25 protein-coding genes are annotated in these 26,329 nt (G+C 74.8%); 5 read left to right on the top strand and 20 right to left on the bottom strand.

The window, feature by feature from the left end; all coding sequences use genetic code 11:
• Nucleotides 1-41 precede the first annotated feature (41 nt).
• Genes IF129_RS15115 through IF129_RS15105 form a run of 3 tightly spaced genes read right to left on the bottom strand, consistent with a single transcriptional unit; the run spans nt 42 to nt 2,193 of the window.
• Nucleotides 42-803, bottom strand: a complete 762-nt coding sequence (locus IF129_RS15115; RefSeq protein ID WP_191210181.1) for a phosphoglyceromutase — start codon at nt 801-803, stop codon at nt 42-44.
• Nucleotides 804-813: 10 nt separating this feature from the next.
• Nucleotides 814-1,602, bottom strand: a complete 789-nt coding sequence (locus IF129_RS15110; RefSeq protein WP_191210180.1) for a DUF72 domain-containing protein — start codon at nt 1,600-1,602, stop codon at nt 814-816.
• A gap of 45 nt (nt 1,603-1,647) precedes the next feature.
• Nucleotides 1,648-2,193: an ABATE domain-containing protein gene (locus IF129_RS15105; RefSeq protein WP_191210179.1), complete on the bottom strand. Its 546-nt coding sequence runs from the start codon at nt 2,191-2,193 to the stop codon at nt 1,648-1,650.
• Nucleotides 2,194-2,300: 107 nt separating this feature from the next.
• Here IF129_RS15105 and IF129_RS15100 point away from each other — a divergent pair, with 107 nt between their 5' ends.
• The 3 genes from IF129_RS15100 (at nt 2,301) to IF129_RS15090 (ending at nt 5,366) form a co-directional block, all read left to right on the top strand.
• Nucleotides 2,301-2,606 (top strand): hypothetical protein, encoded by a 306-nt coding sequence (locus IF129_RS15100; RefSeq protein WP_191210178.1) that lies wholly within the window; start codon nt 2,301-2,303, stop codon nt 2,604-2,606.
• Between the two features lie 63 nt (nt 2,607-2,669).
• Complete coding sequence (locus IF129_RS15095) at nt 2,670-3,770, top strand: DNA alkylation repair protein (protein WP_191210177.1); 1,101 nt, start codon at nt 2,670-2,672, stop codon at nt 3,768-3,770.
• A 171-nt stretch (nt 3,771-3,941) separates the two neighbouring features.
• Nucleotides 3,942-5,366, top strand: coding sequence for an MFS transporter (locus IF129_RS15090; RefSeq protein WP_191210176.1), 1,425 nt, complete (start codon nt 3,942-3,944; stop codon nt 5,364-5,366).
• Here the strand turns inward: IF129_RS15090 and IF129_RS15085 are convergent.
• The 9 genes from IF129_RS15085 to IF129_RS15045 all read right to left on the bottom strand — a co-directional run bounded on the left by IF129_RS15085 (nt 5,322) and on the right by IF129_RS15045 (nt 14,497).
• Complete coding sequence (locus IF129_RS15085; protein WP_191210175.1) at nt 5,322-7,280, bottom strand: helix-turn-helix domain-containing protein; 1,959 nt, start codon at nt 7,278-7,280, stop codon at nt 5,322-5,324. The two genes, IF129_RS15090 and IF129_RS15085, sit on opposite strands and share 45 nt — an antisense overlap.
• Before the next feature lie 5 nt (nt 7,281-7,285).
• Nucleotides 7,286-8,056 (bottom strand): 3-hydroxybutyrate dehydrogenase, encoded by a 771-nt coding sequence (locus IF129_RS15080; RefSeq protein WP_191210174.1) that lies wholly within the window; start codon nt 8,054-8,056, stop codon nt 7,286-7,288.
• Nucleotides 8,057-8,182: 126 nt separating this feature from the next.
• Nucleotides 8,183-8,809: a universal stress protein gene (locus IF129_RS15075; RefSeq protein ID WP_191210173.1), complete on the bottom strand. Its 627-nt coding sequence runs from the start codon at nt 8,807-8,809 to the stop codon at nt 8,183-8,185.
• Nucleotides 8,810-8,820: 11 nt separating this feature from the next.
• Complete coding sequence (locus IF129_RS15070; protein WP_191210172.1) at nt 8,821-9,741, bottom strand: alpha/beta fold hydrolase; 921 nt, start codon at nt 9,739-9,741, stop codon at nt 8,821-8,823.
• Nucleotides 9,738-10,799: a branched-chain amino acid ABC transporter permease gene (locus tag IF129_RS15065; RefSeq protein WP_191210171.1), complete on the bottom strand. Its 1,062-nt coding sequence runs from the start codon at nt 10,797-10,799 to the stop codon at nt 9,738-9,740. The genes IF129_RS15070 and IF129_RS15065 overlap by 4 nt, the downstream gene beginning before the upstream one ends.
• Entirely contained in the window at nt 10,796-11,725 is a 930-nt protein-coding gene (locus IF129_RS15060) for a branched-chain amino acid ABC transporter permease (protein WP_191210170.1), read from the bottom strand. Before IF129_RS15060 ends, IF129_RS15065 begins: the two co-directional genes overlap by 4 nt.
• A complete protein-coding gene (locus tag IF129_RS15055) occupies nt 11,725-12,483 on the bottom strand; it encodes an ABC transporter ATP-binding protein (RefSeq protein ID WP_191210333.1) in 759 nt (252 codons plus the stop codon). The genes IF129_RS15060 and IF129_RS15055 overlap by 1 nt, the downstream gene beginning before the upstream one ends.
• A gap of 8 nt (nt 12,484-12,491) precedes the next feature.
• Nucleotides 12,492-13,235, bottom strand: coding sequence for an ABC transporter ATP-binding protein (locus IF129_RS15050; protein ID WP_318153757.1), 744 nt, complete (start codon nt 13,233-13,235; stop codon nt 12,492-12,494).
• On the bottom strand, nt 13,232-14,497 hold the full coding sequence (locus IF129_RS15045; protein ID WP_191210169.1) for a substrate-binding domain-containing protein: 1,266 nt from the start codon (nt 14,495-14,497) through the stop codon (nt 13,232-13,234). Before IF129_RS15045 ends, IF129_RS15050 begins: the two co-directional genes overlap by 4 nt.
• Before the next feature lie 239 nt (nt 14,498-14,736).
• Here IF129_RS15045 and IF129_RS15040 point away from each other — a divergent pair, with 239 nt between their 5' ends.
• On the top strand, nt 14,737-15,939 hold the full coding sequence (locus IF129_RS15040) for an extracellular catalytic domain type 1 short-chain-length polyhydroxyalkanoate depolymerase (RefSeq protein ID WP_191210168.1): 1,203 nt from the start codon (nt 14,737-14,739) through the stop codon (nt 15,937-15,939).
• Nucleotides 15,940-15,997: 58 nt separating this feature from the next.
• Here IF129_RS15040 and IF129_RS15035 read toward each other — a convergent pair whose 3' ends face one another.
• From IF129_RS15035 to mshA, 8 genes are all read right to left on the bottom strand, one after another.
• Nucleotides 15,998-16,543: a GNAT family N-acetyltransferase gene (locus IF129_RS15035; RefSeq protein WP_191210167.1), complete on the bottom strand. Its 546-nt coding sequence runs from the start codon at nt 16,541-16,543 to the stop codon at nt 15,998-16,000.
• A gap of 25 nt (nt 16,544-16,568) precedes the next feature.
• The gene (locus IF129_RS15030) at nt 16,569-17,468 is read right to left on the bottom strand and encodes an AraC family transcriptional regulator (RefSeq protein WP_191210166.1); all 900 of its coding nucleotides are present in this window, start codon (nt 17,466-17,468) and stop codon (nt 16,569-16,571) included.
• 300 nt (nt 17,469-17,768) lie between these two features.
• Nucleotides 17,769-19,622: an alpha/beta hydrolase gene (locus IF129_RS15025; protein WP_318153756.1), complete on the bottom strand. Its 1,854-nt coding sequence runs from the start codon at nt 19,620-19,622 to the stop codon at nt 17,769-17,771.
• 152 nt (nt 19,623-19,774) lie between these two features.
• The gene (locus IF129_RS15020) at nt 19,775-20,782 is read right to left on the bottom strand and encodes a helix-turn-helix transcriptional regulator (protein WP_191210165.1); all 1,008 of its coding nucleotides are present in this window, start codon (nt 20,780-20,782) and stop codon (nt 19,775-19,777) included.
• A 195-nt stretch (nt 20,783-20,977) separates the two neighbouring features.
• Nucleotides 20,978-21,814 carry an alpha/beta fold hydrolase gene (locus IF129_RS15015; protein ID WP_191210164.1) on the bottom strand — a complete coding sequence of 279 codons (837 nt, stop codon included), beginning with the start codon at nt 21,812-21,814 and terminating at the stop codon, nt 20,978-20,980.
• A 527-nt stretch (nt 21,815-22,341) separates the two neighbouring features.
• Nucleotides 22,342-23,340, bottom strand: coding sequence for a class I SAM-dependent methyltransferase (locus IF129_RS15010; RefSeq protein WP_191210163.1), 999 nt, complete (start codon nt 23,338-23,340; stop codon nt 22,342-22,344).
• Nucleotides 23,341-23,517: 177 nt separating this feature from the next.
• Nucleotides 23,518-24,009: a type III secretion system chaperone family protein gene (locus IF129_RS15005; RefSeq protein ID WP_191210162.1), complete on the bottom strand. Its 492-nt coding sequence runs from the start codon at nt 24,007-24,009 to the stop codon at nt 23,518-23,520.
• Complete coding sequence (mshA, locus tag IF129_RS15000) at nt 24,002-25,321, bottom strand: D-inositol-3-phosphate glycosyltransferase (protein ID WP_318153755.1); 1,320 nt, start codon at nt 25,319-25,321, stop codon at nt 24,002-24,004. Before mshA ends, IF129_RS15005 begins: the two co-directional genes overlap by 8 nt.
• A 138-nt stretch (nt 25,322-25,459) precedes the next feature.
• Here mshA and IF129_RS14995 point away from each other — a divergent pair, with 138 nt between their 5' ends.
• The gene (locus IF129_RS14995; protein ID WP_191210161.1) at nt 25,460-26,263 is read left to right on the top strand and encodes a class I SAM-dependent methyltransferase; all 804 of its coding nucleotides are present in this window, start codon (nt 25,460-25,462) and stop codon (nt 26,261-26,263) included.
• The last annotated feature ends 66 nt before the right edge of the window (nt 26,264-26,329 follow it).

Below are 26,329 nucleotides of genomic sequence, written 5' to 3'. Positions count from 1 at the left end.
CTGCGAAGTAGCCGCAGGAGCGGGGGCTGACTGGTACGGGCTTACTTCTTCTTGCCCTGGTTCTTGACGGCTTCGATGGCGGCCTTGGCGGCCTCCGGGTCGAGGTAGGTGCCGCCGGGGTTCACGGGGCGGAAGGAGGCGTCCAGCTCGTAGGAGAGCGGGATGCCGGTGGGGATGTTGAGGCCCGCGATGTCGGCGTCGGAGATGCCGTCGAGGTGCTTGACGAGGGCACGGAGGCTGTTGCCGTGGGCGGCGACGAGCACGACGCCGCCGGTGATCAGGTCCGGGACGATGCTGTCGTACCAGTAGGGCATCATCCGGTGGACGACGTCCTTGAGGCACTCGGTGCGGGGGCGCAGCTCCGGGGGGATCATGCCGTAGCGCGGGTCGTCGCTCTGCGACCACTCGGCGCCGTCCTCGAGGACGGGCGGCGGGGTGTCGTAGGAGCGGCGCCACAGCATGAACTGCTCCTCGCCGAACTCGGCGAGGGTCTGGGCCTTGTCCTTGCCCTGGAGGGCGCCGTAGTGCCGCTCGTTGAGGCGCCAGGAGCGGTGGACGGGGATCCAGTGGCGTTCGCAGGCGTCCAGGGCCAGGTTGGCGGTGCGGATCGCGCGCTTCTGCACGGAGGTGTGGACGACGTCGGGGAGCAGGCCGGCGTCCTGCAGCAGCTCGCCGCCGCGGATCGCCTCCGTCTCGCCCTTGTCCGTGAGGTTGACGTCCACCCAGCCGGTGAACAGGTTCTTCGCGTTCCACTCGCTCTCGCCGTGGCGGAGGAGGATCAGCTTGTACGTCGCGTCGGCCATGGCTCTCAGCCTAATGCGTGACCCCGTCGCCCCCGGACGGCGTTCCACCTGACGGACCGGGGCCGGGTGGGTCGGTGAAGCGGGCGAAGCGGGTGAAGAGGGTGGCGTCGAGGACGGCGGCGCCGCCGGGGTCGTTGTTGAAGTAGGCGTGGACGTCGGCGTCGGGGGGCCAGGTGTCGGCGATCCGGGCGGCCCAGGTGCGCAGGGCCTGCGGGCCGTAGCGGGGCCAGGGGCGGGCGCGGCCGGCGTGGAGGCGGAGGTAGCCCCAGTCGGTGGTGCGCCACAGCGGGGTGGCGGGGTGGGAGGCGCGGTCGGCCCAGCAGAGCGCGGCGCGGCGGGCGGTGAGGACGTCGCGGATCTCCGGGTTCCACCAGGTGGGGTGCCGGGGTTCGACGGCGACGCGGACGGTCGGCGGGAAGGCGGCGAGGCAGGTGTCGAGCAGGGCGGCGTCGGCGCGGAGGGTCGGCGGGAGCTGGAGGAGGACGGGGCCGAGCCTGGGGCCCAGCCCGGCGGCGTGCGCGAGGAGGCGGCGGACGGGTTCCTCGGGTTCCCGGAGGCGTTTGAGGTGGGTCAGGTAGCGGCTGGCCTTGACGGCCATGACGAAGCCGTCGGGTGTCCGCTCGCGCCAGTCGGCGAAGGTTTCGGCGGAGGGCAGGCGGTAGAAGGCGGCGTTGCTCTCGACCGTCGGGAAGTGCCGGGCGTACTCCTCCAGCCAGAGCCGGCCGGGTAGCTCCGGCGGGTAGAGGACGCCCTTCCAGTCCCGGTACTGCCACCCGGACGTTCCGACGATGACACCCATGCCCCCAGCATGCGCCTCCCGGCGGCGGGACGGGGGGTGCGGCGGTCAGCGGGCACGGGCGGCGTGCCTGCGGGCCGAGCGGGCGCGGTTGCCGCAGGCGACGGAGCACCAGCCCTGGTCGCGTCGGCGGGCCAGGAAGTACATGCCGCAGCTCGGGGCGGGACAGAGGCGCAGGCGGGCCTGCTCCTCCCCGGCCGCCAGGACGAGGGTGCGGCGGGCCACGGACGCGGCGGCGGGGTTCTGTCCCTCGCGTTCGGTGAGCCGGCCGTCGTCGCCGATCTCGTAGGTGACGGGGGCGTGGGCGGCGAGGGTGTTGAGCCGGGTCCGTGCGGATGCGGGGAGGGGGGCCCGGCGCGCCGCCGCGTCCAGGGCTGCCCGGACGGGGTGGCGCAGGTCCGTCAGCTCGCCCACGGGCAGGGCCGCGAGGGCGCGGTCGGCCGCCTGTTCACGCCACGTGGCTCGTAGCTCCGGGTCGGCCAGGAGGTCGATGTCGGCGCGGTCCGGTCCGGCGCCGCGCACGACGGTGTTGGCCAGGTCCAGGACCGCGTGTTCGCCGATCCACGGCATCGCGTGGAGGCTCTGGAGGCTCATGCCCCCAACCTACCGGACGCACGGATTCGACTTCCGGAAACCGTGATAGCGTCCGTCACGGTTTTGAGTACACGAATCCGTGACTCACTGTTCGGAAGGAGCACCCCATGACCACGACCATCGAGTACGTACGCTTCGAGGCGAGCGACGCCGAGGAGCTGACCGCCCGGCGCGACGGGCTGGTCGCCCTGCTCGGCGAGCGCTACGGCACCGACTTCCTCGGCGGGTACCTCGCCCGCTGCGAGGACGGCTCACTCGTGGACTTCCTGCTGTGGGCCTCACCCGAGGCGGCTGCCCGCGCGGCGCGCGAGATGCCGGGCGACCCCGCTGCCGCCGGGTTCTTCGGCCTGATCGGCGACGTCCACGAGATGCGGCACGCCGAGGTGCTGCACACCGCCCGACCCCGGCCCTGACGCCGCCGCCCCGCCCGGCCGCGCCCCGGGCGGGGCCGGGCGCCCACGTGAGGAGGAGCCGCCGTGCCCACCGCCGACGAACTGCTCGACGCACCGACCACCGTCCGCCTGGCCGCCGTCATGCTGCGTGCGGGCGCTCCCTCGACCACCGCTCTGAGGGACTGCGGGGCCGGGCTGCCCGACCTGACGTTCTCCGGCCGTGTGGCGGCCGTGCGGGACGCCGTGCTCGCCGATCTGCCGGGGACCTACCCGGGCTTCTCCAGCGTCGTGCGCGCGGCGCTGCGGGACCCCTGCTTCAACGGGTGGATGACCTTCCCCGTGGCTGCGGCCGTCCCCGAACGGGCACTCCCCGACGGGGTCTTCGAACCCGGGCTCGACCTGCTGGCCGAGCTCACTCCACGGCTCACCGCCGAGGCCGCCGTGCGTCCCTTCCTCCGGTGCGACCTGCACCGGGCGCTGCGGACCGTGCTGGCCTGGACGGATCACGCCGACCCGCACGTGCGCCGACTGGCGAGCGAGGGCACCCGGCCCCGCCTGCCCTGGGCGCCCCGGCTGCCCGAGCTCGTCACCGACCCCCGTCCCGCGCTGCCGGTGCTGGACGCGCTGTACCGGGACACCTCCCCGTACGTCCGGCGGTCGGTCGCCAACCATCTCAACGACATCAGCCGCGACCACCCGCACGCCGCTCTCGACACCGCCGAGCGGTGGCTGGCCGACCCCGCCCCCACCACGGCGTCCGTGGTGCGACACGGGCTGCGGACCCTCGTCAAGGCGGGCCGCCCGAGGGCCCTGCTGCTCCTGGGGCACGATCCGGACGCCGCCGTCGAGGTCACCGGGCCCGAGGTGCGGACGCCGGAGGTCCGCGAGGGCGGGCACCTGGCCTTCGGGTACGCGGTCGTCAACACCGGACGGACGACCGTCCGCGTGGTCGTCGACTACGTCGTCCACCACCGCAGGGCCGACGGGAGCCTGAGCCCGAAGGTCTTCAAGCTGACCACGCGGACCCTGGCCCCGGGGGAGCGGTGGTCGGGTGAGCGCCGCCACTCGTTCCGGCCGCTGAGCACCCGCCGCTACCACCCCGGGCCGCACCGGGTGACGCTCCAGGTCAACGGACGACGGCACGGAACCGCTGACTTCACCCTCCTCGGCCCGCACCCGGCATGAGCCACACACCGGGACCCGGGCGCGGCCCGATGGGACCGCGACTCATGCGCACGGCGGCAACTGTGGGGTCCGGGCACATACGCGGCCGTGCGCGGGCTTCCTACGGTGTGGCGAGTTCGTGACGTCCGCGACACGTCCCCCGTCCCCGCACATCGCCTGGAAGTGGTGCACATGGCCTCCCCCGCAGCGGGCCCGCCGGCCCCCGCGAGTCTCAAGCGCATCGTCGCCGCCAGCCTCATCGGGACCACCATCGAGTGGTACGACTTCTTCCTGTACGGCGCGGCCGCCGCGCTGGTGTTCAACGAGCTGTTCTTCCCCGACTCCGATCCGCTGGTCGGCACGCTGCTGGCCTTCCTGACGTACGCCATCGGGTTCGCCGCGCGGCCGATCGGCGCGCTGGTGTTCGGCCACTACGGCGACCGGCTGGGGCGGAAGAAGCTGCTTGTGCTGAGTCTGCTGCTGATGGGCGGTGCGACGTTCGCGATCGGCCTGCTGCCGACGCACGCCACCATCGGGTCGGTCGCGCCGCTGCTGCTGACGTCGCTGCGGCTGGTGCAGGGGTTCGCGCTGGGCGGTGAGTGGGGCGGCGCGGTGCTGCTCGTCTCGGAGCACGGGGACGCCCGGCGGCGCGGCTTCTGGGCGTCGTGGCCGCAGACGGGCGCGCCCGCCGGGCAGCTGCTCGCGACGGGTGTGCTGGCGGCGCTGACGGCGCTGCTCAGTGAGGACGCGTTCCTGGCGTGGGGCTGGCGGGTGCCGTTCCTGCTGTCGGGGCTGCTGGTGCTCGTGGGGCTGTGGATCAGGATCTCGGTGGACGAGTCGCCGGTGTTCAAGGAGGCGCTGCGGCAGGCGGAGGAACGCCGGGGGCGGTCGGCCGAGCCGGAGCAGCCGCCGCTGCTGGCCGTGCTGCGGCACCACTGGCGGGACGTGCTGGTGGCGATGGGCGCCCGGATGGCGGAGAACATCAGCTACTACGTCGTCACCGCGTTCATCCTGGTCTACGTCACCGACCAGCTGGACCTCTCGCGGCAGCTGGCGCTGAACGCCGTGCTCATCGCCTCGGCGGTGCACTTCGCGACGATCCCGCTGTGGGGCGCGCTCTCGGACCGGCTGGGTCGGCGGCCGGTCTACCTGATCGGCGCGGCGGGCGTGGGGCTGTGGATGTTCCCGTTCTTCGCGCTGATCGACACCCGGAGTTTCGGTGCGGTGCTCCTCGCGGTGACGGTGGGGCTGGTGCTGCACGGGGCGATGTACGCGCCGCAGGCGGCGTTCTTCGCCGAGCTGTTCGCGACCCGCATGCGGTATTCGGGGGCGTCGATCGGCGCGCAGTTCTCCTCGGTGGCGGCGGGGGCGCCCGCCCCCATGATCGCGACCGCGCTGCTGGCCGACTTCGACAGCTCCGTTCCGGTCTCCCTCTACGTCATGGCCGCCGCGGCGCTGACGGTGGTGGCCATCCTGTGCGCCCGGGAGACGCGGATGCGGGACCTGACGGACGACGGCCCGGACGGTGACGGGGTGCGCGGTCCTGCGGAGCCCGCCGCGCCGGAGGGGTCCTCAGCCGTCGAAGGCGCCCGAGAGCCGGTGCAGCCGAAGGGCTAGCTGCACCTCCAGGGCGCGGGCCGGGGACTGCCAGTCGTCGCCCAGCAGCCGGGCCACCCGGTCCAGCCGCTGGGCGACGGTGTTGACGTGGACGTGCAGGGCGTCCTTGGCCCGCACCGGGCTCATGCCGCTGTCGAAGTAGGCGGCGAGGGTGGCCGTGAGGTCGGTGCCCCGGCGGTCGTCGTAGTCGAGCACGGGGCCGAGGGTGCGCCGGACGAAGCCGGTGACGTCGCGGGCGTCGGCCAGGAGCATGCCGAGGAAGCCGAAGTCCTCGGCGGCGGCCCCCTCGCCGTCGCGGCCCAGCAGCCGCATCGCGTCGACGCAGCGGCGGGCCTCGGCGTAGCGGGCCGCCACTTCGGCGGTCCCGGCGACGGGGGCGGCGGCGCCCACGGTGACGGGGGCGTGGACGGCGGCGCCGAGCTGTGCGGCGGTGCGGCGGGCCAGGTCGCCGGGGGTCGCCCCGGAAGGCAGCGGCAGCAGCAGGACGGTACCGCCGTCGCGGGCGGCGGCGAGCCCGTGGGCCGTGGCCGCCAGGTGGGAGGAGGCCGACCAGAGCCGCTGCCGGCCGTCGCCCTGCCCCCGGCGGCCCCGGTGCTCGTGGTGCTCGGGGCGCGCGGCGAGGACGACGTGGGGTGAGTCCAGGTCGGCGCCGAGCAGGGCGGCGCGCTGCCGCAGCAGGGCGGGGCCGCGCTCGGGGGCGTCGAGGAGGTCGTCGAGCAGTTCGCCGCGCACGCGCTGCTCGGCCTCGGCGGCGGAGCGGCGGGCGAGGAGGAGGAGCGAGGTGACCATGGCGGCGCGCTCCAGGGTGCGCCGGTCGACGGGGTCCAGGGCGGGTCGGCCGTGCAGGACGAGGGCGCCCAGCAGTTCGCCGCCCGCCGCGACGGCCGCCGCCCACTCGCCGTCCTCGGTCGTGTCGTCGGCGGCCCCGACGGCTCCGGAGGCCCCGGAGGCGCGGACGGCGTGGCCCTCGCGGGCCGAGCGCTCGACGGCCTCCGTGGCGTCCTCCGGCTCGCGGAACTCCACCGGACCGTCCAGGACGTGGGAGAGCGCGGCGGCGACGTCGGCCACGCCGCCCCCGCGCAGCACCAGCTCCGTCAGCCGGTCGTGCACCTCCCCGGCCCGTTCGATGGACTCGTTGGTGGCCTCCAGCGCGGCCAGCGCGGCGCGGGTCTCGGCGATGAGCCGCGTGGTGTCGATGGCGACGGCGGCGTGCGCGGCGAAGGAGGACAGCAGCGCGATCTGCTCCCGCTCGAAGACGCGGGCCCGCCGGTCGGCGGCGTAGATGACGCCGATGACGTCGCCGCCGAGCGTCAGCGGGACGCCGAGGATGGCGACGAGGCCCTCCTCGCGGACGCCGCCGTCGATGGTGCCGGTGTGCTGGAAGCGGCTGTCGCGGAAGTAGTCGTCGGTGACGTAGGGGCGGGCGGTCTGGGCGACGAGTCCGCCCAGGCCCTCGCCCATGCCGAGCCGCAGCTGCTGGAAGCGGGCGGAGACGGAGCCCTCGGTGACGCGCATGTAGGTGTCGCCGCGCTCGGGGTCGGTGAGGGTCAGGTAGGCGACCTCGGTGCCCAGCAGGGAGCGGGCGCGCTGCACGATGGCGCGCAGGACGGCGTCGAGGTCGCGCAGGCCGGCCAGGTCGTGGGCGGTCTCGATGAGCGCGGTCAGCTCGGCCTCGCGGCGCCGCCGGCCCTCCAGCTCGGCGCGCAGCCGCAGGGCGAGCAGCCGGTCGGGGGTGGTGGGCCCGTCGAACGCCTCGGCGGGGGCGCCGCCGACGAGGAGGCGGAGGTAGTCGGACGCGGTTGCGCCGCCGGACGCGTCACGTGGCGCGGGCCCGCCGGACGGCTCGCCCGGCGGCGCGGGGTCGGCGTGCGGCGGCGCGGGGTCGGCGCGGGGCGGGGCGGGCTCGTCGTGCATGGGCGTCAGTGTGCCGTCCAGCCGCCGTCCAGCGGGAGGGAGCTGCCGGTGATCACCGAGGACTGCGGCGCGCACAGGTAGGCCACCGCCTCGGCGACCTCCTCGGGCTCGACCATCCGCTTGACCGCCGAGTCGGTCAGCATGACGTCGGTGACGACGCGCTCCTCGGGAATGCCGTGCAGCCGCGCCTGGTCGGCGATCTGCCGCTCCACGAGGGGCGTGCGGACGTAGGCGGGGCTGACGCAGTTGGAGGTGACGCCGTGCGCCGCGCCCTCCAGCGCCGTCACCTTGGACAGGCCCTCCAGCCCGTGCTTGGCCGCCACGTAGGCCGCCTTGTAGGCGGAGGCGCGCAGGCCGTGCACGGAGGAGATGTTCACGACGCGCCCCCACTCCTGCCCGTACATGTGCGGCAGGGCGCCCCGGATCAGGCGGAAGGGCGCCTCCAGCATGACGGTCAGCACGAGCCGGAAGGCGTCGGGCGGGAACTCCTCCAGGGGGCGCACGACCTGGAGCCCGGCGTTGTTGACGAGGACGTCCACCCCGGCGGCGGCCTGTTCGGCGGCGGCCAGGTCGGTGAGGTCGAGCCGGACGGTCTCGACGGCGTCGGGTGCGGCCCGTTCGAGGGCGGCCAGCCCTTCGGCGTCGCGGTCCACGGCGCGGACCTTGGCTCCGGCGGCGGCCAGCCGCAGGGCGCAGGCGCGCCCGATCCCGCTGGCGGCGCCGGTGACGAGCGCGGTGCGCCCGCCGAGGTCGAGGGTGACGGAGTGTGGCGTCATGTGCGGCAGGTTAGGTACCCGGCGGGCCGCTCCCGATGTGTCCGCCGTCCACACTTGGGCCCGGTGGTGTGGTGTGGCCGCACGCACCGGGTCGGGGCGGCGCCGGGGTGACGCGTGCCCCGGTGCTCACCGGCCGGACGGGCGGGGGTGGCCGCCGGCCACGAGCACCGGCACGGTGGTCTGCCGGACCAGCGCGTGGGCGACGTCGCCGAGCAGCCGGCGGGAGAGCCCCCGCCCGTGGCTGCCGACGACGACGAGGTCGAGGCCCTGTTCCCGGGCGTAGCCGACGAGCGCCTGCGCCGGGGGCCCGGACAGGACGTCGTACTCGGTCACGCGTCCCCCGCTGCGCTCGGCGAGGGCCGCGAGGCGGCCGCGTGCGGCGGCGATGCTCGGGTCGTGCTCGTCCTCGGCGGCGTCGTATCCGACGACCTCGGCGGCGACGAGCGTCTCCACGTAGGGGCCGAACAGCTCGACGGCGAGGTCCAGGGCGGCCTGGGAGGCCGCCGAACCGTCCACGCCGACCAGCACCCGCAGCCCGCCCGGCCCGTGCGCACCGGAGTCGGTGCGGGAGAGCAGGTCGGGGTGGCGTTGGACGCGCTCGCTCGCGGCGAGGGCCAGGAAGGGGCCGAAGACGACGCCCATGGCGGGCCACGACCAGTGCCGGTGGCCTCGGCGGGCCATCCACCAGGCGGCGAGCAGCCCGACGGAGATCCAGACCCCCACCACGATCAGGACGTACACGAGACCACTCATAGACGATCATTTTATGTCTTTTGCGGCTCATGTCCCTTCGACGCGCAGGTCGTGCGGGCCCGGTGGACGGCGGCGGCCACGGCCGTCGTCGCGGCGGGCGTGAGCAGGACGGAGTAGTGGTTGGCGCCGGGCACCCGCCGGACGTCGACGCGCTGCGGGTCGAGGGCGGCGGCGGCGACCCGCTCGGCGTCGTACAGGCCCCGCGGCTCGTCCTGGAGGCCGCGTTCGGCCCACAGGAGGGTGGCGCGCGTCCGGGGCCGGTGCAGGGCGGCGAGGACCTCCGGGTCGTGCAGGACGTCCGCGCCGTCGGCCCGCACGGCGTCCAGGACGCAGCTGCTGCGCAGGTCCGGTGGGGTGCCGACGAGATCCCGGTCGACGTGGGCCCGGACGCGGTCGCTCCAGTGCGCCGCCAGTGCGGGGTGGGAGCGGAAGAAGGCGCGGTAGGCGTCCCGGTCGGGGAAGGTCATGCGCAGGCGCCGCATCGCGGGGCCGATGACGGCTTCGAGGAGCGCGTCGACGTCGGTTCCCCCGGGTGGGGGGAAGCCGAGGCCGCCGTCGACGAGGACGACGTGCGGGAACGGCTCCGGGTGCCGGGCGGCGGCCAGCGCGGCGACGAACGCGCCCATGGAGTGGCCGAGGAGGACGACGCGGGCGTGGCCGAGGTGGTGCAGCAGTGCGCGCACGTCGGCGACGTGGGCGGCGAGGCCGTAGGGCCCCGGCAGGTGGGCGGAGCCGGCCCGGCCGCGCAGGTCGGGCGCGTACACCGGGACGTCGGGACCGAGCGCCTCGGCGACGTCGGCGAAGGCGAGGGCGTTGGCGGTGATGCCGTGGAGCGCGAGGACGGGCACGCCCTCCCCCGGCCAGTGGGTGACGGCGAGCCGGCCGTCCCGGACGGGTACGGCCAGCTCCCGGCGCGGACGCCCGGCGCTCACGCCGTCCTCCCGCGCCGCCGTGCGCGCAGGGACACCAGCCCGCCGGGGGCGGCGTAGACGGCGAGGACGAACAGCGTGCCGAGGACGAGCAGGGGCTCGGCGACGTCCGCGAAGGCGGCGAGCCGCTGGTCGAGGAAGGTGAACAGCGCTCCGCCGACGACGGGCCCCCACCGGGTGCCGCTGCCGCCGAGCACGACCATGACGAGGAGGGTCAGGGTGAACGTCGGGGTGCTGGAGTGCGGGGTCGCCCCGGCGGTGACGAGGAGGTGCACGGCGCCGCCCAGCACGGCGAGCGCGGAGGCGAGCACGAAGGCGCCCAGCTTGTACCGGAAGGGGTCGCGGCCGAGGACGGCGACGCGCTGCTCGTTGTCCCGGATCGCCTGCCACACCCGGCCCACCGGGCGGGCGGTGACCCCCCACACGACGGCGGCGACCAGGGTGAGGTAGCCGAGCGCCAGCCAGTAGACGTGAACGGTGTTGGCCACGCCCACGAACGCCTCCGGCACCCCGGCGGCGTGCAGGGGCAGCCCCTCCTCGCCTCCGGTGAGCCCGCCGGGGTTGCGGCCGACGAGGAGGGACCCGGCCTGGGCGAACGCGAGCGTCACCATGGCGAACCCGATGCCGCCGAGGGCGAGCGTGCGCAGGGAGATCGCGCCGAGGACGACGGCGGCGAGGGTGCCCAGCAGCAGGGTGAGGAGCGCCGCCGGCACGAGCGTGAGGCCCCACTCGGTCATGGCGAGCCGCGTGCCGTAGGCGCCGCCCGCGATGTAGAGGGCGTGGCCGAAGGAGAGCAGCCCGGTGCGGCCGAACATGAGGTCGTAGCCCAGCGCGAGACCGGCGAACACCAGGCACAGCGCGAGGAGTTGCAGCGACCCGGGGGCGTTGAGCGGGCCGTCCAGCAGGACGGGCACCTCCAGCGCCGAGTAGGGCAGGAGGGCCAGCAGGAGGAACACGGCGGCGGGGACGGCGGCCGGGCGCAGGGCCCGCCGCCGCGCCCGGCCGGGCGGCCCGGTCTCACCGGGGGCCGGCGCGGTGGTCGGGGCGGACGTGACCGTCATGCGCGGCCTCCTTCGGTGCGGGCGGCGGGCGGGGCGGGCAGCAGCCGTCGCAGCCGCTCGGCGGCCCGCGGCGCGCCCGGCACCGGGCGGGCCAGGACGACGGCGGCCAGCAGCGCGACGACGGCCAGGTCGCCGTAGCCGCCCGCGTAGTAGTTGGCGTACTGCTGGGTGAGTCCGACGGCGAGCGCCGCGAGGGCGACGCCGGTGAGGGAGCCGAGCCCGCCGATGACGACGACGACGAACGCGAAGACCAGCAGCCCGGTGCCCTGGTGCGGGGAGAGCGAGCCGAAGTACAGCCCGCCGAGGACGCCGGCCAGGCCGGCGAGCGCGCCGCCGAGGGCGAACACGACGGTGAACGCGCGCGTCACGTCGACGCCGAGCGCGGTGACCATGGCCCGGTCCTCCACCCCGGCCCGCACGACGAGCCCGTAGCGGGTGCGGTCGAGGAACAGCCGGACACCGATCAGCACGGCCAGGGCGACGCCGATGAGCGCGAACCGGTTGACGGGGACCTGCGCGCCCAGCACGCCGACGGTGCCGGCCAGCGCGTCCGGCACCGGGAAGGTACGGGCGTCCGCACCGGCGAGCGTCTGCACGGCGGCGGGCACGGCCAGGGAGAGGCCGACGGTGACGAGGATCTGCTCCTTGGGCCGCCCGTACAGCCGCCGGATGAGCACGAACTCGACGGCGACGGCGAGCGCGACCCCCGTCGCCGTGCCGACGAGCGCGGCGAGCAGCAGCCCGCCCATGCCGGACACGGCGTCGGCCGTGGCCCAGGCGGTGTAGGCGGCGACGGTGAGGAAGGCACCGTGCGCGAAGTTGAGCACGTCCATCAGCCCGAAGATGAGGGCGAGTCCGGAGGCGATGAGGAAGTACAGGGCGCCGAGGCCGAAGCCGGTGAGGGTGAGCAGGACGAAGGTGTCCATCAGGCGGCTCCTCCGCTGGGGGTGGTGGCGTGGCCCGGACGGGCGCCGACGCCGAGGAGGGCCGTCGTCAGCTCCCGGTCGGCCAGCAGCTCGGCGGCCGGGCCGGTGTGGACGGTGCGGCCGGCGTCGAGCACGACGGCGTCCCGGGCGAGGCGGCGCACGAGGGCCAGGTTCTGCTCGACGAGCAGCAACGGCACACGGTGCGACGCCCGCTGAAGCACCTCGGCGACCTCGGTGACGACGCGCGGGGCGAGGCCCTTCGTCGGTTCGTCGACGATGACGAGCCGGTTGTCGTTGAGCAGGGTGCGGGCGATGGCCACCATCTGCTGCTGTCCGCCGGAGAGCGAACCGGCCCGCTGCGCGCGGCGGGCGCGCAGTTCGGGGAACAGGTCGTGCACGAGGTCGTAGTGGTGCGCGGAGCCGGGGCGTTCGGCGAGCTTCAGGTTCTCCGCGACGGTCAGCTGCGCGAACACGCCCCGGTCCTCGGGGGCGTAGCCGACCCCGCGCCGGACGGTGACGTGCGTCGGCTCGCCGGTGATGTCCTCGCCCGCGAGGGTGACGGTACCGGCGGTGACGCGCCCGCCGTCCGGCAGCAGCCCGAGGACGGCGCGCACCGTGGTCGTCTTGCCGACGCCGTTGCGGCCGAGGAGGGCCGTCACCCCGGCGGCGGGGACGGTGAAGCCGACGCCCTGGAGGACGCGGGAGCCGGCGATCTCCGCGTGCAGCCCGGCGATCTCCAGCAGCGGCGGCGGGGGCACGGCGGCGTTCACAGGGCCTCCCCGACGTAGGCGTCCTGGACGGTGGCGTCGGCCATCACGGCGGCGGGGGTGCCGGCGGCCAGCAGCCGTCCGTGGTGCATGACGGCGACGCGGTCGGCCAGCCCCAGCACGATGTCCATGTGGTGCTCGACCATGAGCACGGTCCGTCCTTCCCCTTGATGCAACTCCCGTAGTACGGAGCTGAGTTCGGACGTCTCCTCGGCCGCGACGCCCGCCATGGGCTCGTCCAGGAGCAGCAGCCGCGGCCCGTCCCCGGCCAGGGTGGGGGCGAGCAGCATGGCCAGCTCCAGCTTCCGCTTGTCGCCGTGGCTCAGCCCGGCCGCGAGGTCCCCGGCACGGTGCTCCAGCCGGACCCGGGCCAGGAGTCGCGTCACCGCGGCGGCGGTGACGCGACGGGCGCCGGCCGCGCGGGCGGCCAGTTCCGCGTGCTCGGCGACCGTCATGGTGGCGAAGACGGAGGAGGACTGGAAGGTGCGGGCGATGCCCCCGCGGGCCCGCCGGTGCGGGGGCTGCCGCGTCACGTCCCGACCGTCCAGGAGGACGGCTCCGGACGTCGCCCGGTGGACCCCGGAGACGAGGTTGAACAGCGACGTCTTGCCCGCCCCGTTGGGGCCGATGACGGCGAGGAACTCGCCCTCGGGCACGGCGAGGTGGACGTCGTCGACGATGCGGACGGCGCCGATCCGCCAGCTCAGCCCGGCCAGTTCCAGCACCGGAGCGGCGGCCGTCACGGAGCCACCTTGCCGGGCTCCAGCGTGCGGGTGACGGAGGGGAGGTCGCCGTCGAACGCGGCCTGGAACATGGGCTGGAGAAGCGCGTGGTCCTCGGCGCGCACGCGGGTCGGCCCCTTCACCCCGGAGAACGCGAAACCCTCCAGCGCCTCGACCATGGCCTCGACGTCACCGTCCCGGCCGCCCGCCTCGACCGCCCGCACGACCAGCTGCGCGGCGGTGAAGCCGTCCGGGCTGAACAGGTCCTCCTCCCAGCCCTTCTCCTCGAAGTAGGCGCGCATGGCCTCCGCCTCGGGGGTGTTCGTCGCGCCGGGCACGTAGTGCGCGAGGAGGGTGACCCGGTCGCGGGCCGCGCCGAAGGCCGGGTAGCCGGCGCGGATGTCCAGCCCGGTGACGACGGTGGCCTCCTCCAGGACGCCCTGCTGTTCGAGGGTGGACCACATCGACTGCGCGGTGTCCCCGGCCCACGCCACGAACACCATGTCCGGTTCGGCCGCCAGGACCTTGCGGGCGGTGGGCGTCAGGTCGGTGGCGCCCGGCGGGGCGAGCACGGGCGTGACGGTCGTCCCGTCGCCGCCCAGGACCTCCTCGACGGCGGCCGCGTTGGCCTGCCCGAAGGCGTTGTCCTGGGCGAGCACGACGACGTCCTTGCCGCCCTCCGCGCCCTCCTCGGCGGCCAGGATCTCCCGGGCCGTGACGACGTCCTGGTAGGTCTGGCGGCCCGAGCGGAAGGTGTAGTCGTTGATGCCGGTCAGGGCGTCGGTGGCGGCGGGGCCCGAGACGTAGAGCGTGCGGTTCTGCGCGGCGACCGGCGCGATCTGCGTGGCCACCCCGGAGACGACCGTCCCGGCGATGATCGGCACGCCCTGCCCGATGCGCTTCTTGACGAGGGAGACGCCCTTCGCCGGGTCGCCCGCGTCGTCGTCCTCCAGGACGGTGATCCGGACGCCGTCCACCTCGCCCGTGCCGCCCGTCGCGTGGTCCAGCCCGGCCTCGAAGCCCTGGAGGTACTGCTCGCCGTAGCCGGCCAGCGGCCCGCTCACAGAGGTCACCAGCGCGACCTTCACCTCGTCGGACGCGCCCGCGCCCGCGCTCGCGCCGGGGCTGGAGCAGGAGGCCGTCAGCGCGGCCGACGCGGCGAGCGCCACGGCGACGAGCAGGGGGCGCCGCCCGCCGCGCCGCGCACGACGGGCGGGGACGGCGGACGGTCCGGCGGCGGACGGGCGGAGGCGGTCGCTCCGGACGGCGAAGGGTCTGGGCATGGCGGCGGGCTCCTCGTGGTGCGTGGCCTGCGCGGCGCGGGCCGCGACGGTGTGCTGACACGGCAGCCTCCGCCCCCCGGCACCGGCCAGCAATGTGCCCCACGGCCACCGGAGGGCCGCGCGCGGTGTGCGGACGACACGTTCGGGGAGCGCACCTCACCGCCCTACGGTGCGGGACACCCCCGTCCCCTCCCCCACCGCCGGCTCCACGAAGGACCTCAGGCCGAAGGATTCCCACGATGAGAGCTCCACGACCACTCCGCCGGGCCGCCGCCCTGCTCGCCGCCCTCACCCTGCCCCTCGCGACGCTCACCGGCCTCGCCACGACCGCGCACGCCGCCGAACCCGCCCTGGAACGCGTCACCGGGTTCGGTTCGAACCCGGGCGCCCTGACGATGTACCGGCACCTGCCCGACGACCTGCCCACCGGCGCGCCCGTCGTCCTCGTCCTGCACGGCTGCGGGCAGAGCGCCGCCGAGTACGCGGGCGCCTCCGGGTGGCTCCGGGACGCCGGGACGAGCGGCTTCGCGCTCGTCGCCGCCCAGCAGGAGACGGGCAACAACGCCTCCCGCTGCTTCAACTGGTTCGAGCCCGGCGACACCTCGCGCGGCCGGGGTGAGGCGCTCTCGCTGCGCCAGATGGTGGCGCACACCGTCGCCGCCGCCGACGCCGACCCGGACCGGGTGTTCGTCGCCGGGTTCTCCGGCGGCGGCGCGATGGCGTCCTCCGTGCTCGCCGCCTACCCGGACGTCTTCGCGGGCGGCGCGGTGCTCGCCGGGGTGCCGCACGGCTGCGCCACGAACATGATCGGCGCGTTCGGCTGCATGAACCCCGGCGTGACGAAGTCCCCGGAGCGCTGGGGCGACCTCGTGCGCGCCGAGAACCCGGGGTACGACGGGCCCTGGCCGTCCGTCGCCGTGTGGCACGGCAGCGCCGACGGCACCGTGCGTCCCGCCAACGCCACGGAGTCCGTCAAGCAGTGGACCGACGTGCACGGCACGGACGCCACGCCCGACGGCTCCACCACGCTGCCGGGGAACGTCACCCGCACGACGTACGACGGCCCGGCGGGCGTCGCCGTCCGCCACTACACGGCGTCCGGCATGGGCCACGCCGTGCCGGTCCGGCCGGGCGAGGGCTGCGGCACCTCCGGCACCTACTTCGCGGACGTGCTGTGCTCGACGTCGACCATCACCGCCGACTGGGGCGTCGGCGACGGGCCCTCGGACCCGGGCGACCCCGGCGATCCGGGCGACCCGGGTACGCCCGCGTGCGTGACGGCCAGCAACTACGCCCACGTCACGGCGGGGCGGGCCACCGTCCGCTACGGCCACGCCTACGCCGTCGGCTCCGGCGACGCCCTCGGACTGTGGAACATCTACACCCTCACCTCACTCACCGAGACCCGTCCCGGCTGGTACGCACGCACGGCGGGCTGCTGAACCACCGCCCGGTGCTCCCGGGCCACCGCCCGGGAGCACACCGGCCGCCGACACGCGGTCACCACACGTCGCCGTCGCGCCAGTCGGCGGTCAGCTCCCCGTCCGGGTCCAGCGGGACGCCGGGGACCGGGAGGACGAAGACGCCGCCGTCGTCGTCCTCCGTGCGCACCCGGCCGGCCGGAGTGAGCGCGGACGTCGGCCCCCGCCACACCTGCCAGCCCCGGGCCGCGTAGAACGGCAGCCCCGCCTCGGTGGAGGCCAGCGCGCCGAGGTCGTACGCCCGGCGCACGACGTCCTCCAACCGGCCGAGGACCAGTCCCCCGTACCCCGCGCGCCGCCGGTCCGCGCGCACCGCGACGCCCTCCACGTACCCGGTGCGCAGCGCCCGCCCGCCGTGCAGGAGCCGCCGCTGCACGACCGCACCGTGCGCCACGAGGCGGTCCTCCTCGCTGACGAGGACGTGGAGGCCGCCGAGAGCGTGCTCCCAGTCCTCGTCCGCGAAGTCACCGGCGAAGGCCGCCACCACCAGTTCGCGCGCGGCGCCGAGCAGCTCCGGGCCGCACTGCGCCGTGTGCGCCACCCGCACCACCGCGTCGTCCACCATGCACGGCACGCTACCGCGCCGCCGGTCAGGACGCGGTGCGGCCGACGGGGATCCAGATCTCGGCGTCGGCGGTGGCGCCGTCGGCGGACAGCCGGGTGCGCAGCAGCTCCGGCCCGGGCCGGGAGGCGTACGGGTTGGAGGGGAACCACTGCGTGTACACGTCGCGCCACAGGTTCTGCAGCGCGGCGGGGAACGGGCCGTCGCCGTCGAAGACGGCCCAGGTGCCGGACGGGACGCGCAGGGTGTCGAGACCGTCCGCGCCGTCCGTTCCGTCCCGCCCGTCCAGGTCCTCGGGGGCCCGCGAGGTGACGGCGGCGTGGTAGTAGTCCAGTTCCGTGCCCTCCGCCCGGCTGTCGGCCAGGTCGTCCGTGACCCCGACGACGCCGTGGGGCTCGGTGTCCGAGAGGGCCTCGATCCGGCTGACCGTCCCGGCGCCGAGGCCCCGGATGAACGCGGCGATGGCCGGGTTGACCCCCTCGTGGACGAGGGGGACACGGGCCTTCCTCCCCACGACGGTGAAGGCGTCCTTCTCCACGATGCGGTACCGCATGCTGCTGCTCCCCTCGATGATGAGGCGGAAGGACATCCGGGGCTGGGACTCCAGTACGGCCCCGCTCCTGCGGGCCTCGGCCGGTCCGACGCCGTGCAGGGCACGGAACGCCCGCGCGAACGCCTCGCCGGACCCGTAGCCGTACCGGAGCGCGATCTCCAGCAGCGTCCGCTCGCCCGCCATCACTTCGGCGGCGGCGACGGTCAGGCGGCGCCTGCGGACGTACTCCGAGAGCGGCAGCCCCGCCAGCGCGGAGAACATCCGCCGCAGGTGGTACGGGGACGTCCAGGCGATCCGGGCCAGCTCCTCCGGGTCGATCCGCCCGTCGAGGTGGTCCTCGATGTGGCCCATGGCCTCGTTCAGCCGCTCCAGCACCCCGGTCTCCTTCCCTTGACACGCCTCACGCTAGGGAGGCGGCCGTGCTCCGCACCCGACCATCCGTGCCCGCTTCGGTCGGGTGGCGGCGCGGAACGCGGAACCGGGAACCCGGAACGCGGAACGCGGAATAGGGGCGGACGCGGCCGGGTTGGGGACGATGCCCGGGCCCCGTCCGACCCGACGGGGACCGCCCGGCGGTCCGACCCGCGCGGGGGGCGGGCCGGGCCCCGGGGGTGGCCCGACGACGCGAAGGGGCCGGGCCGCTGGTGTGCGGCCCGGCCCCGGGGGGGTGGCGCGTCAGGAGGACTGGGAGGCTCCGGCCTCGGAGGACTGGGACACCTCGGCGCCGGAGGACTGCGAGGCGGCGGCCTCGGAGGGCTCCGGGGTGTTCGCCTCGCGCAGCAGGTCACGCACCAGGCGGTTCGCCTCGCGGACCTCGTCGGTGCGCATCCGGAGCTTGATCTTGCCGTTCTTCTTCATCTCGCCGGCCACCTCGACGGTCTCCTCCTCGCCGGGGAGCGGGAGGGCCTGGCAGCCGGTGAAGTCCTTGCGCGGCAGCTGGCCGGTGAGGAAGTAGTTGATCACCGGCATGTCGACACAGGTGGTGCCGTAGGGGAACAGGCCGTGGCTGCCCTCGTTGTCGACGCTGATCATCGCGGCGCCCGGGAGCCCCTTGGCGGTGGCGAGACCACCTTCGTAGGCGGTGGCCGCGTCCAGCTCGGACTGCAGGACGATCACCTCGGGGAAGGTCTTCTTCTTCGCCTTCGGCATCCGGTTGTCGGTGGGCCAGTAGGCGCACAGCGGCGTGGAGTTGAACGGCGCCATCAGCGGGGCGTGCCGCTCCTGCCGCTTCAGCCAGCGCTGCCAGTGGTCGAGGTTCTGGTTCCACTGGCCGTCCTGGCAGCGGATGGCCTCGAAGGTGGCGTCGAACGTCTCGGTGGCCGCCGCCGCGCCCGGACCGTCCTGCCGGGCCTCCACGGCCTCCAGGATGTCGGCCTTCGCCTCGGCGACGAACGCGCGCTGGTCGGCGGTGAGCGGGTCGACGGCGAGGATGTTGTCGATGACCGTCTCGACGGCCTGCTCCTCGGTGCCCTCCTCGGGGATGCCGTCGGCGGCGATGGCGGCCACGGCGGAGGCGGCCGTCGGGTACTGGTCGGTGCTGTACATGGCGGGGATGATGTAGTACGCCATGAAGAGCTGGCCGATGAACTCGCGCGTGCCGCCCGCCCGTTCGAAGTGCTCACGGATCTTCATCGGGTCGGTGCCCTGGCCGTAGACGTCGTCGTTGCGGGCCATGTACGGCAGCAGGGCCTCCTGGAACTGCCGGTCACGGCTGGGCGGCTGGAGGTCCCAGGTGCGCTCCAGGGAGCGCTCGGTGACGTCGGTGGAGGAGTCGAGCAGGAAGCGGTGGGACTTCCCGGGGAACGTCGCCGCGTACCAGGTGCCGAGCCAGGTGCCGTAGGAGTAGCCGATGTAGCTCATCCTCGGCTCGCCGAGCAGGACGCGGATGAAGTCCATGTCGTAGGCGGTCTGCTCGGTGGTGATGAAGGGGGCGAGGCCGCCGTCCATGCAGCCCTCGACCTTGGCGCGGTTCACGGCGTCCTGGTCCGAGGGGTCGTCGGGGACGGTGTAGGTGCAGGTCAGCGGAGTGCTCTGACCGACGCCGCGTGGATCGAAGCCGACGAAGTCGTAGTACTCGGCCAGTTCGGGGGCGCGCTGCGCCATGGCCGCGCCCCACGGCAGACCGGAGCCGCCGGGCCCGCCGGGGTTCACCAGCGCTATGCCCTGGCGGTCGCGGTCGTCCCGGTCGCTGGTCCGCGTGCGGGATATGCGCACGTCGATCGTCCTGCCGTTGTCGGCGTCGTGCCAGTCGAGCGGCATCGTGACGGTGGCGCAGGCGAGCCCCTCGACGGTGCGCAGGCTGTCGGCCCTCTCCTTCGCCAGCCCCGGGAAGGCGCACTCCTCCCAGTCGATCTCCTGGTCGGTGAGGGCTCCGGCCAGTGCGGCGGTGTCGGGATCGGCCGACTTCGGGGCGGCCGGGGCGGCGGACGCCTGGCCCGCGCCCAGCGGCGTGACGAGCAGGGTGGCGGCGAGGGCGGTCGCGGTGGCGCCCAGGGCACGGCGCGCGGGGAGGCGTCTACGAGCAGACACGCAGGGTCCTTCCGGGGTAGGGGGTCGCCCCGGCCCGGGTACGGTCCGCCGGGCGGGAGCGTCGCGTCACCCTGACCGGCGGCGCCACCTGCGCGGAAGCCCGTGGACATGTCGGGTTCCCGTCATGACGGGTTTCCGACAAAAGTTCGGTGTCAGAGCCAGCCCCGCCGCGCGGCCTGCACACCGAGCTGGAACCGGGTGCGCGCGCCGAGGAGTTCCTGCAGTCGGCTCACCCTGCGGTGGACGGTGCGCTGGCTGACACCCAGGTCACGGGCGATGGCCTCGTCCGTCGAACCCGCGCTCAGCAGGGCCAGCAGGCGCTGGGTGTCCGGGCTGGGTTCCGACCCGACGGGCACACCGGCACGGCCGGGCACGGCCCCGACGGGGACCGCCAGCCGCCAGAACGCCTCGAACAGTTCGATGATCGCGTCCAGCAGCATGGAGGGGTGCACGAGCAGCGCCATCACGCCGTGCCCTGAGCGCGGCGGCACGGAGATGAGGGCGCGGGAGGAGTCGGCGATGACGAGCTTCATCGGGACACCGGGGAAGGCGCGGGCGTTCTCCCCGGCCCGGACGGCCTCCTGCAAGGAGTGCAGCCCCACCTCCGTCTGGAGGAAGGCCGCGTCGTAGACGACGTGGTAGGCCACGCCGCGCTCCATGGACGGCAGTTGCGCCGGGTTCGGCCCGACCTCCTCCGGACGCAGGTAGGAGCCCCGCTCGAAACCCCGGATCTGCTCCCGCGCCTCGGCCTGCATGGCCTCGAAGGTGCCGACGACGGCCTCCTCACCCTCCAGCACCTCGGCGAACTGGGCGCCCGCCCCGGTGTGGACGGTGTAGAGGCGGGAGAGGTCGTCGGCGCTCTGCCGCGCCCGCACGGCCTCCAACTCGCGCTCCGCCGCCCACCGCTCCAGGGCGAGACGCGGCGGACGGACGCGGAGCACGCCGTCGGCGTCGCGGGCCAGGAGGCCGAGCCGCTCCAGCTCCGCCAGCACGCCTCCGGAGCCCCCGGCCGGGTCGGCGCCGTCGACGGCCCCGACGCCCGGGGCACGTCCGCCCAGCAGCAGCGCCCGGTACAGCGCTTCGGCCTCCGGCGTCAGGCCGCGCACCGGCGGGTCGGACGGCGGCTGCGGCCCGGTCTCGGGCTCCGGCGGCTGGGACATGGTGCGGTCACTCCCCCGGTGTGTGGCTCCACCCGCGAGCCTATCGGGCGCTCCCCGCAGCACCCCGATGTGGTGACCGTGGGCCGTTTCGTCCGGTGTGGTCGCCCGGGGTCCGGCGGTCAACCGGCGGCGGGGCGCGCCCCGCTCCGAGCATGACGGGGCGCCGAGCGCCGCCGCACCGCTCGCACGACACGCTCATCCCTTCATGAACTCGGTGATCTGCGGGGCGATCTTCCTCGGGGCCATGACGACGGCGCCATGGTTGAGTCCGGGCAGGGTGCGGTGGTCGGCCTGCGGCAGGACCTCGGTGAGGGCGAGGGCGGCGCGCCGGAACGCGGCCGGGCTCTTGCCGCCGGTCAGTACACGGGTGGGTACGGCCACCCCCTTCCACTCCCGGGCATCGAGCGGCCTGCCCTGCTGGGTATCGCCCATGACCGCGATGTCGTAGGGCAGCGTGCCGGCCAGCCCGGTGAGGTTCGCCCACGTCTTCGGCATGAGCCTCATGAAGGACACGGCGAGGCGGGGCATGCCCTGCACCCTGGTCATAAAGTACTTGACCGCGTCACTGCGCCGACCTTCCGCAAGCAGCCCGGTGACCTGCCGCGCGAGATCCCTGGGCGGTCCGTCGTCGCCTTCGGCGACCACGAACGGCGGCTCGTACAGAGCCAGGCGTTCGACGTTCACTCCTGCGGCGGCCGCGCGCAGGGCGAGGACCGCCCCCGAGGACGAGCCGAACAGCGACGCCGCACCGCCGACGTGTTCGACCAGCGCCGCGATGTCCTCGACCTCGCGGTCAACGGTGTACGCGTCGGCGTCGCCGCTGGCACCCCGGCCGCGCCGGTCGTAGTTGACGACGGTGAAGTGCCGGGCGAGGAGAGCCGCCAGTTTGGTCGTGTCGGAGCGGTCCGCCAGCGCCGAGGCGACCAGGATGACGGCCGGCCCGCGCCCCGACTGCTCGCATGCGATCTCGGTGCCGTCGGCGGAGACGACACGGGCCTCGACTCCGGCTGACTGCTCTCGGGCTGTTGACATCGTCATCTCTCCGGTTCACGTAGGGGCCGTACGGCTGTGCTGCTTGTTGCCACCGGTAGGACTCCCGTGGAACGGAGAACTCATCGGTGCGCCCGTCGCCGGACGCCTCACTGCCCGCCGAGGCGGAGTACGGCAACCACGTACAAGCTCCCGAACACCGTCGGAAGCAGAAGGGCGGAGCCGGTAGCAGGACGGAACAGACGATCACGGACGGCAGGCCGACCACGATCGAAGCTCCTTCGGGCCCCCGCCCTGACCAGCCCGTAGCCACCGAACGGCAGCAGAACGACCGTCACCGCCAGGCCGAATCCCGTGCGTGCGCGCGCCACGCCGCGGTTCCTGGTCGCTTCCACCGACGCCCCCGTCCCTGTGAGCAGAGACCAGCATGCGTGCCCACCGGACCTCCGCGCATGGCCGCTGCCCGGCGATGTCCGACCGTTGCTCCTTGGTCCGGGTCGTGTCGAGGGCCTCTGCCTGACGAGGCACCGTGCTGCGCCCGCGCTCAGGGCGGAGCGGTGGCCTCGGTGTCAGCGGCGGCGGAGGGCGGAGAGCAGGGCGCGGGTCACGATCGGCGGGAGCAGGTCGACCGCCACGCGACGGACGGCGCCGAGCGGTCCCCGGGGCCTCGGCGCGGGGCGGGCGGCACGGCGGGTGGGCGGGGCGGACGTCGAGGTGGCCGAGGCCGCCGACGCGCCGGCGGCGTGCCGGGGAGCGGGCTGCGGCGGTTCGGCGGCGCCCTTGCGGGGCTTGACGCGGATCAGCGGGTGCCCGGCGACGGACTGCTCCTCGAACCACAGGTCCTGCTGTCCGGAGAGCCATTCCAGCAGGTCGGCCCGGACGGGCCGCGGGTCGCCCCACGTCCCGTAGAACTTGTTGCCGCTGACGCAGACGGGTTGGAGCCGCCCGACGAGCACGGCCTCCCAGGTGGCGGCGGCCACGCCGGGGCAGTGTTCGGAGCGGTAGTCGTCGAGGGCGACGATCCCGTGCGGGGCGAGCATGGCGCCGACGGCCTCGATGTCCGCGCGCACGTGCTCGTAGAGGTGGGAGGCGTCGATGTGGGCGAAGCGGCAGCTCGCGTCCGGGACGTGGTCGCGGATCACCGAGGTGAGGCCCTGCACGACGGTCGGCAGTGCGTCGTGGAAGGCGAGGTAGTTGGCCTCGAAGGAGCGGCGGCTGAGCGTGGCGTAGGAGGCGCGCATCTCGCGGGCGTTGGCCGCGTCCTCGGCCGGGGCGTCGAAGAGGTCGCAGACGGTGAAGCGGTCGCCGGGGCGCTGCCGGGCGCCCGTGAAGATCGCGCTCTTGCCCAGGTAGGAGCCGAGCTCCAGCAGGTCACCGGGTTCACCGAGGCGTTCCTGGCGGTCGAGGAACCAGGCGAAGAGGTGCTGGTCGGCGGGGAAGAACCAGCCCTTGACGTCGGCGAACCGCGTCGGCCGGGGCAGCGCGTCCTCCGGAGCCCCCGCCGCCGGTGGGGTGGTCGCGGCGGCGGACGGGGAGGGCTGGGCGGGCGTGGCGCTCGTTGCCGTCATCGGCTATCCGTCTCCGTGCGGGTCGGGAGGACGTGCGGGGCAGCACGGAGCCCCGGACGGTCACGACGACGTGCCCGACCGTGATCTCCGCGTTGCGGGATCGTGACTCGGGACCCTACCCCCGCCGTCCCGGACCGGGAAGACGTGCACCGGGGACGCCCGCAGCCGGCGCCGGTGTTACTCGCGGTTCTCCCCGGTCAGGCGGGTGAAGGCGGCCAGATTCCGGGTGGACTCCCCCCGGGAGGTCCGCCAGGCGTACTCGCGCTTGATGGCCCCGGCGAAGCCCAGCTCCAGCAGGTGGTTGAACGAGCCGTCGGCGTTCTCCAGCACGGTGCCGAGGATGCGGTCGAGCTCCTCGGGCGTGACGGCGGCGAGCGGCAGCCGTCCGACGAGGTAGACGTCCCCGAGGTGGTCGATGGCGTAACTCACCCCGTACAGACGGGTGTTCCGCTCCAACAGCCAGCGGTGGACGCCCTCGTGGTTCTCGTCGGGGTTGCGGATCACGAACGCGTTCACGGACAGGGAGTGCGCGCCGACGATGAGCTGGCACGTGGTGGAGAGCTTGCGCGTGCCCGGCAGGGTGACGACGTAGGTGCCCGGCTTCGGCGACTCCCACTCCAGCTCGGCGTCGGCGAGCGTCTGCTCGATCACTGCGGCGGCGTCAGACATGCAGCGATCGTAGGCGACCTCGCCGCGCCGCGAGCGCGTCGGCGTAGACGTCGGCGGTCCTGCGGGCGGCGGCGGCCCAGCCGAAGCCCCGCGCGTGCTCCGCCGCCGCCGCCCCCATTCGGGTGACGCGGTCCGGTTCGGCGGCGAACCGGCGCAGGGCGCGGGCGTAGTCCGCCGGGTCGTGCCCGGCGACGAGGTAGCCGGTCAGCCCGTCCCGGACGGCCACCGGCAGCCCGCCGACGGCGGCGGCCACGACCGGTGTGCCCGACGCCTGCGCCTCGATCGCCACCAGCCCGAACGACTCGCTGTACGACGGCATGACCAGGACGCTCGCCGCCCGGTACCAGTCCGCCAGCGCCTCCTGCCCGAGCGGTGGCCGGAACCGGACGACGTCCGCGATGCCGAGCTTCGCCGCCAGCTTCTGCAGCCCCTCCGGCCGGGCCATTCCGCTGCCGGACGGGCCGCCGACGACGGGCACGACCAGCCGTCCGCGCAGCCCCGGGTCCTCCTCCAGCAGGAGGTGCACCGCGCGCAGCAGGATGTCCGGGGCCTTCAGCGGCTGGATGCGTCCCGCGAACAGCGGGACGAGGGCGTCCTGCGGCAGGCCCAGCCGGGCCCGTGCGGCGGCCCGTCCGTCGGCGGGGCGGAAGCGCGTCAGGTTGACGCCCGGGTGGACGACGGCGGTGCGGGCCGGGTCGGCGTCGTAGTACCGCGCCAGCTCCCCGGCCTCCTCGGCGGTGTTGGCCACCAGCCGGTCGGCGGCCCGCACGATCTGCGTCTCCCCGATGACGCGGGCCGCCGGCTCGGGCGCGTCCCCCTCGGCGAGCGCCGCGTTCTTCACCTTCGCCATCGTGTGCATGGCGTGCACCAGCGGCACCCCCCAGCGCTGCGCCGCCAGCCAGCCCACATGGCCGGACAGCCAGTAGTGCGAGTGGACGAGGTCGTAGTGGCCGGGCCGGTGCCGGGCCCACGCCTGCATCACGCCGTGCGTGAAGGCGCACAGCTGCGCGGGCAGCTCCTCCTTCTTCAGCCCCTCGTAGGGCCCGGCGTCCACGTGCCGCACCAGCACGCCCGGCGCCAGCTCCACGGCCGGCGCGAGCCCGCCGGTGGTGGCGCGGGTGAAGATCTCCACCTCGATGCCGAGCTGGGCCAGCTGCCGGGCCAGCTCCACGATGTAGACGTTCATCCCGCCCGCGTCCCCCGTACCCGGCTGGTGCAGCGGGGAGGTGTGGACGCTGAGCATGGCGACGCGGCGGGGCACCCTGCCGGGAAGCCCCAGCCGCCGTCCGAGCCTCGTGACGTACGAGCTCACCCTGTGCTCTCCCTAAGGCCGACGGTCTGGCGGACTCCTGGTACGGCTGTTCCTCCGGGCGGCAACGCCGGACGGTTGCCCGCTCTTCCCGATTTTGCCCAACCGTGACCTGCGGCACGGAGCCGTACGCTGGCCTCCATGCCCTCGCCCGCCGCCTCCCGCCCGCGCCCGGTGGGGACCGTCACGCGCGGCACGACCAACCCGAACCGGCTGCGCCGCATGGACCGCTGGATCGCCGCCACGCACGCGCCCGCGCTGCGTCGCGCCACCGCGCCGCTGGCCGTCGACCTCGGCTACGGCGCCGCGCCCTGGACGGCCGTCGAGCTGCTGGAGCGGCTGCGCCGGGTGCGGGCCGACGTCCGTGTGACCGGCGTGGAGATCGACCCCGACCGGGTGGCCGCCGCCGCGCCCTACCTGCGGGACGGGCTGAGCTTCGTGCGCGGCGGGTTCGAGGTGCCGCTGCCGGAGCGGCCGACCCTGATCCGCGCGGCGAACGTCCTGCGGCAGTACCCGGAGGCCGACGTCCCCGCCGTCTGGGCACGGCTGTGCGCACGGCTGGCCCCCGGCGGCCTGCTCGTGGAGGGCACCTGCGACGAGATCGGCCGTCGCCACGTCTGGGTCGCCCTCGGCCCCGAGGGTCCGCGCACCGTGACGTTCGCCGCCCGGCTCGCGGCCCTCGGACGCCCCTCCGATCTGGCCGAACGTCTCCCGAAGGCGCTGATCCACCGCAACGTCCCCGGCGAGCCGGTGCACGCCTTCCTCACCGATTTCGACGCCGCCTGGGCGTCCGCCGCCCCGCTGGCCCCGCTCGGTGCCCGCCAGCGCTGGATCGCCGCCGTCCGCGCGGTCTCGGCCCGCTGGCCCGTGGCCGACACCGCCACCCGCTGGCGCCAGGGCGAGATCACCCTCCCCTGGGCGGCCCTGGCGCCGCTGGGCGAGTGAACGGGCCGGACAAGTCGCGAAGGTCCGAAACGGGGGTCTGCTCAAGGATATCGGGGAAGCCTTCCC

The organism is Streptomyces chumphonensis (assembly GCF_014779715.1).
GTDB classification, from domain to species: domain Bacteria; phylum Actinomycetota; class Actinomycetes; order Streptomycetales; family Streptomycetaceae; genus Streptomyces; species Streptomyces chumphonensis.
The sequence above is the reverse complement of the archived record's forward strand: the minus strand, read 5'-3'. Positions and strand labels throughout refer to the sequence as shown.

What these genes read in the sequence shown, in the direction of transcription:
- IF129_RS15115 (WP_191210181.1), bottom strand. Translation starts at nt 803, where the DNA reads ATGGCCGACGCGACGTACAAGCTGATCCTCCTCCGCCACGGCGAGAGC.
- IF129_RS15110 (WP_191210180.1), bottom strand. Translation starts at nt 1,602, where the DNA reads ATGGGTGTCATCGTCGGAACGTCCGGGTGGCAGTACCGGGACTGGAAG.
- IF129_RS15105 (WP_191210179.1), bottom strand. Translation starts at nt 2,193, where the DNA reads ATGAGCCTCCAGAGCCTCCACGCGATGCCGTGGATCGGCGAACACGCG.
- IF129_RS15100 (WP_191210178.1), top strand. Translation starts at nt 2,301, where the DNA reads ATGACCACGACCATCGAGTACGTACGCTTCGAGGCGAGCGACGCCGAG.
- IF129_RS15090 (WP_191210176.1), top strand. Translation starts at nt 3,942, where the DNA reads ATGGCCTCCCCCGCAGCGGGCCCGCCGGCCCCCGCGAGTCTCAAGCGC.
- IF129_RS15085 (WP_191210175.1), bottom strand. Translation starts at nt 7,280, where the DNA reads ATGCACGACGAGCCCGCCCCGCCCCGCGCCGACCCCGCGCCGCCGCAC.
- IF129_RS15080 (WP_191210174.1), bottom strand. Translation starts at nt 8,056, where the DNA reads ATGACGCCACACTCCGTCACCCTCGACCTCGGCGGGCGCACCGCGCTC.
- IF129_RS15075 (WP_191210173.1), bottom strand. Translation starts at nt 8,809, where the DNA reads ATGAGTGGTCTCGTGTACGTCCTGATCGTGGTGGGGGTCTGGATCTCC.
- IF129_RS15065 (WP_191210171.1), bottom strand. Translation starts at nt 10,799, where the DNA reads ATGACGGTCACGTCCGCCCCGACCACCGCGCCGGCCCCCGGTGAGACC.
- IF129_RS15060 (WP_191210170.1), bottom strand. Translation starts at nt 11,725, where the DNA reads ATGGACACCTTCGTCCTGCTCACCCTCACCGGCTTCGGCCTCGGCGCC.
- IF129_RS15045 (WP_191210169.1), bottom strand. Translation starts at nt 14,497, where the DNA reads ATGCCCAGACCCTTCGCCGTCCGGAGCGACCGCCTCCGCCCGTCCGCC.
- IF129_RS15040 (WP_191210168.1), top strand. Translation starts at nt 14,737, where the DNA reads ATGAGAGCTCCACGACCACTCCGCCGGGCCGCCGCCCTGCTCGCCGCC.
- IF129_RS15035 (WP_191210167.1), bottom strand. Translation starts at nt 16,543, where the DNA reads ATGGTGGACGACGCGGTGGTGCGGGTGGCGCACACGGCGCAGTGCGGC.
- IF129_RS15020 (WP_191210165.1), bottom strand. Translation starts at nt 20,782, where the DNA reads ATGTCCCAGCCGCCGGAGCCCGAGACCGGGCCGCAGCCGCCGTCCGAC.
- IF129_RS15015 (WP_191210164.1), bottom strand. Translation starts at nt 21,814, where the DNA reads ATGTCAACAGCCCGAGAGCAGTCAGCCGGAGTCGAGGCCCGTGTCGTC.
- IF129_RS15010 (WP_191210163.1), bottom strand. Translation starts at nt 23,340, where the DNA reads ATGACGGCAACGAGCGCCACGCCCGCCCAGCCCTCCCCGTCCGCCGCC.
- IF129_RS15005 (WP_191210162.1), bottom strand. Translation starts at nt 24,009, where the DNA reads ATGTCTGACGCCGCCGCAGTGATCGAGCAGACGCTCGCCGACGCCGAG.
- IF129_RS14995 (WP_191210161.1), top strand. Translation starts at nt 25,460, where the DNA reads ATGCCCTCGCCCGCCGCCTCCCGCCCGCGCCCGGTGGGGACCGTCACG.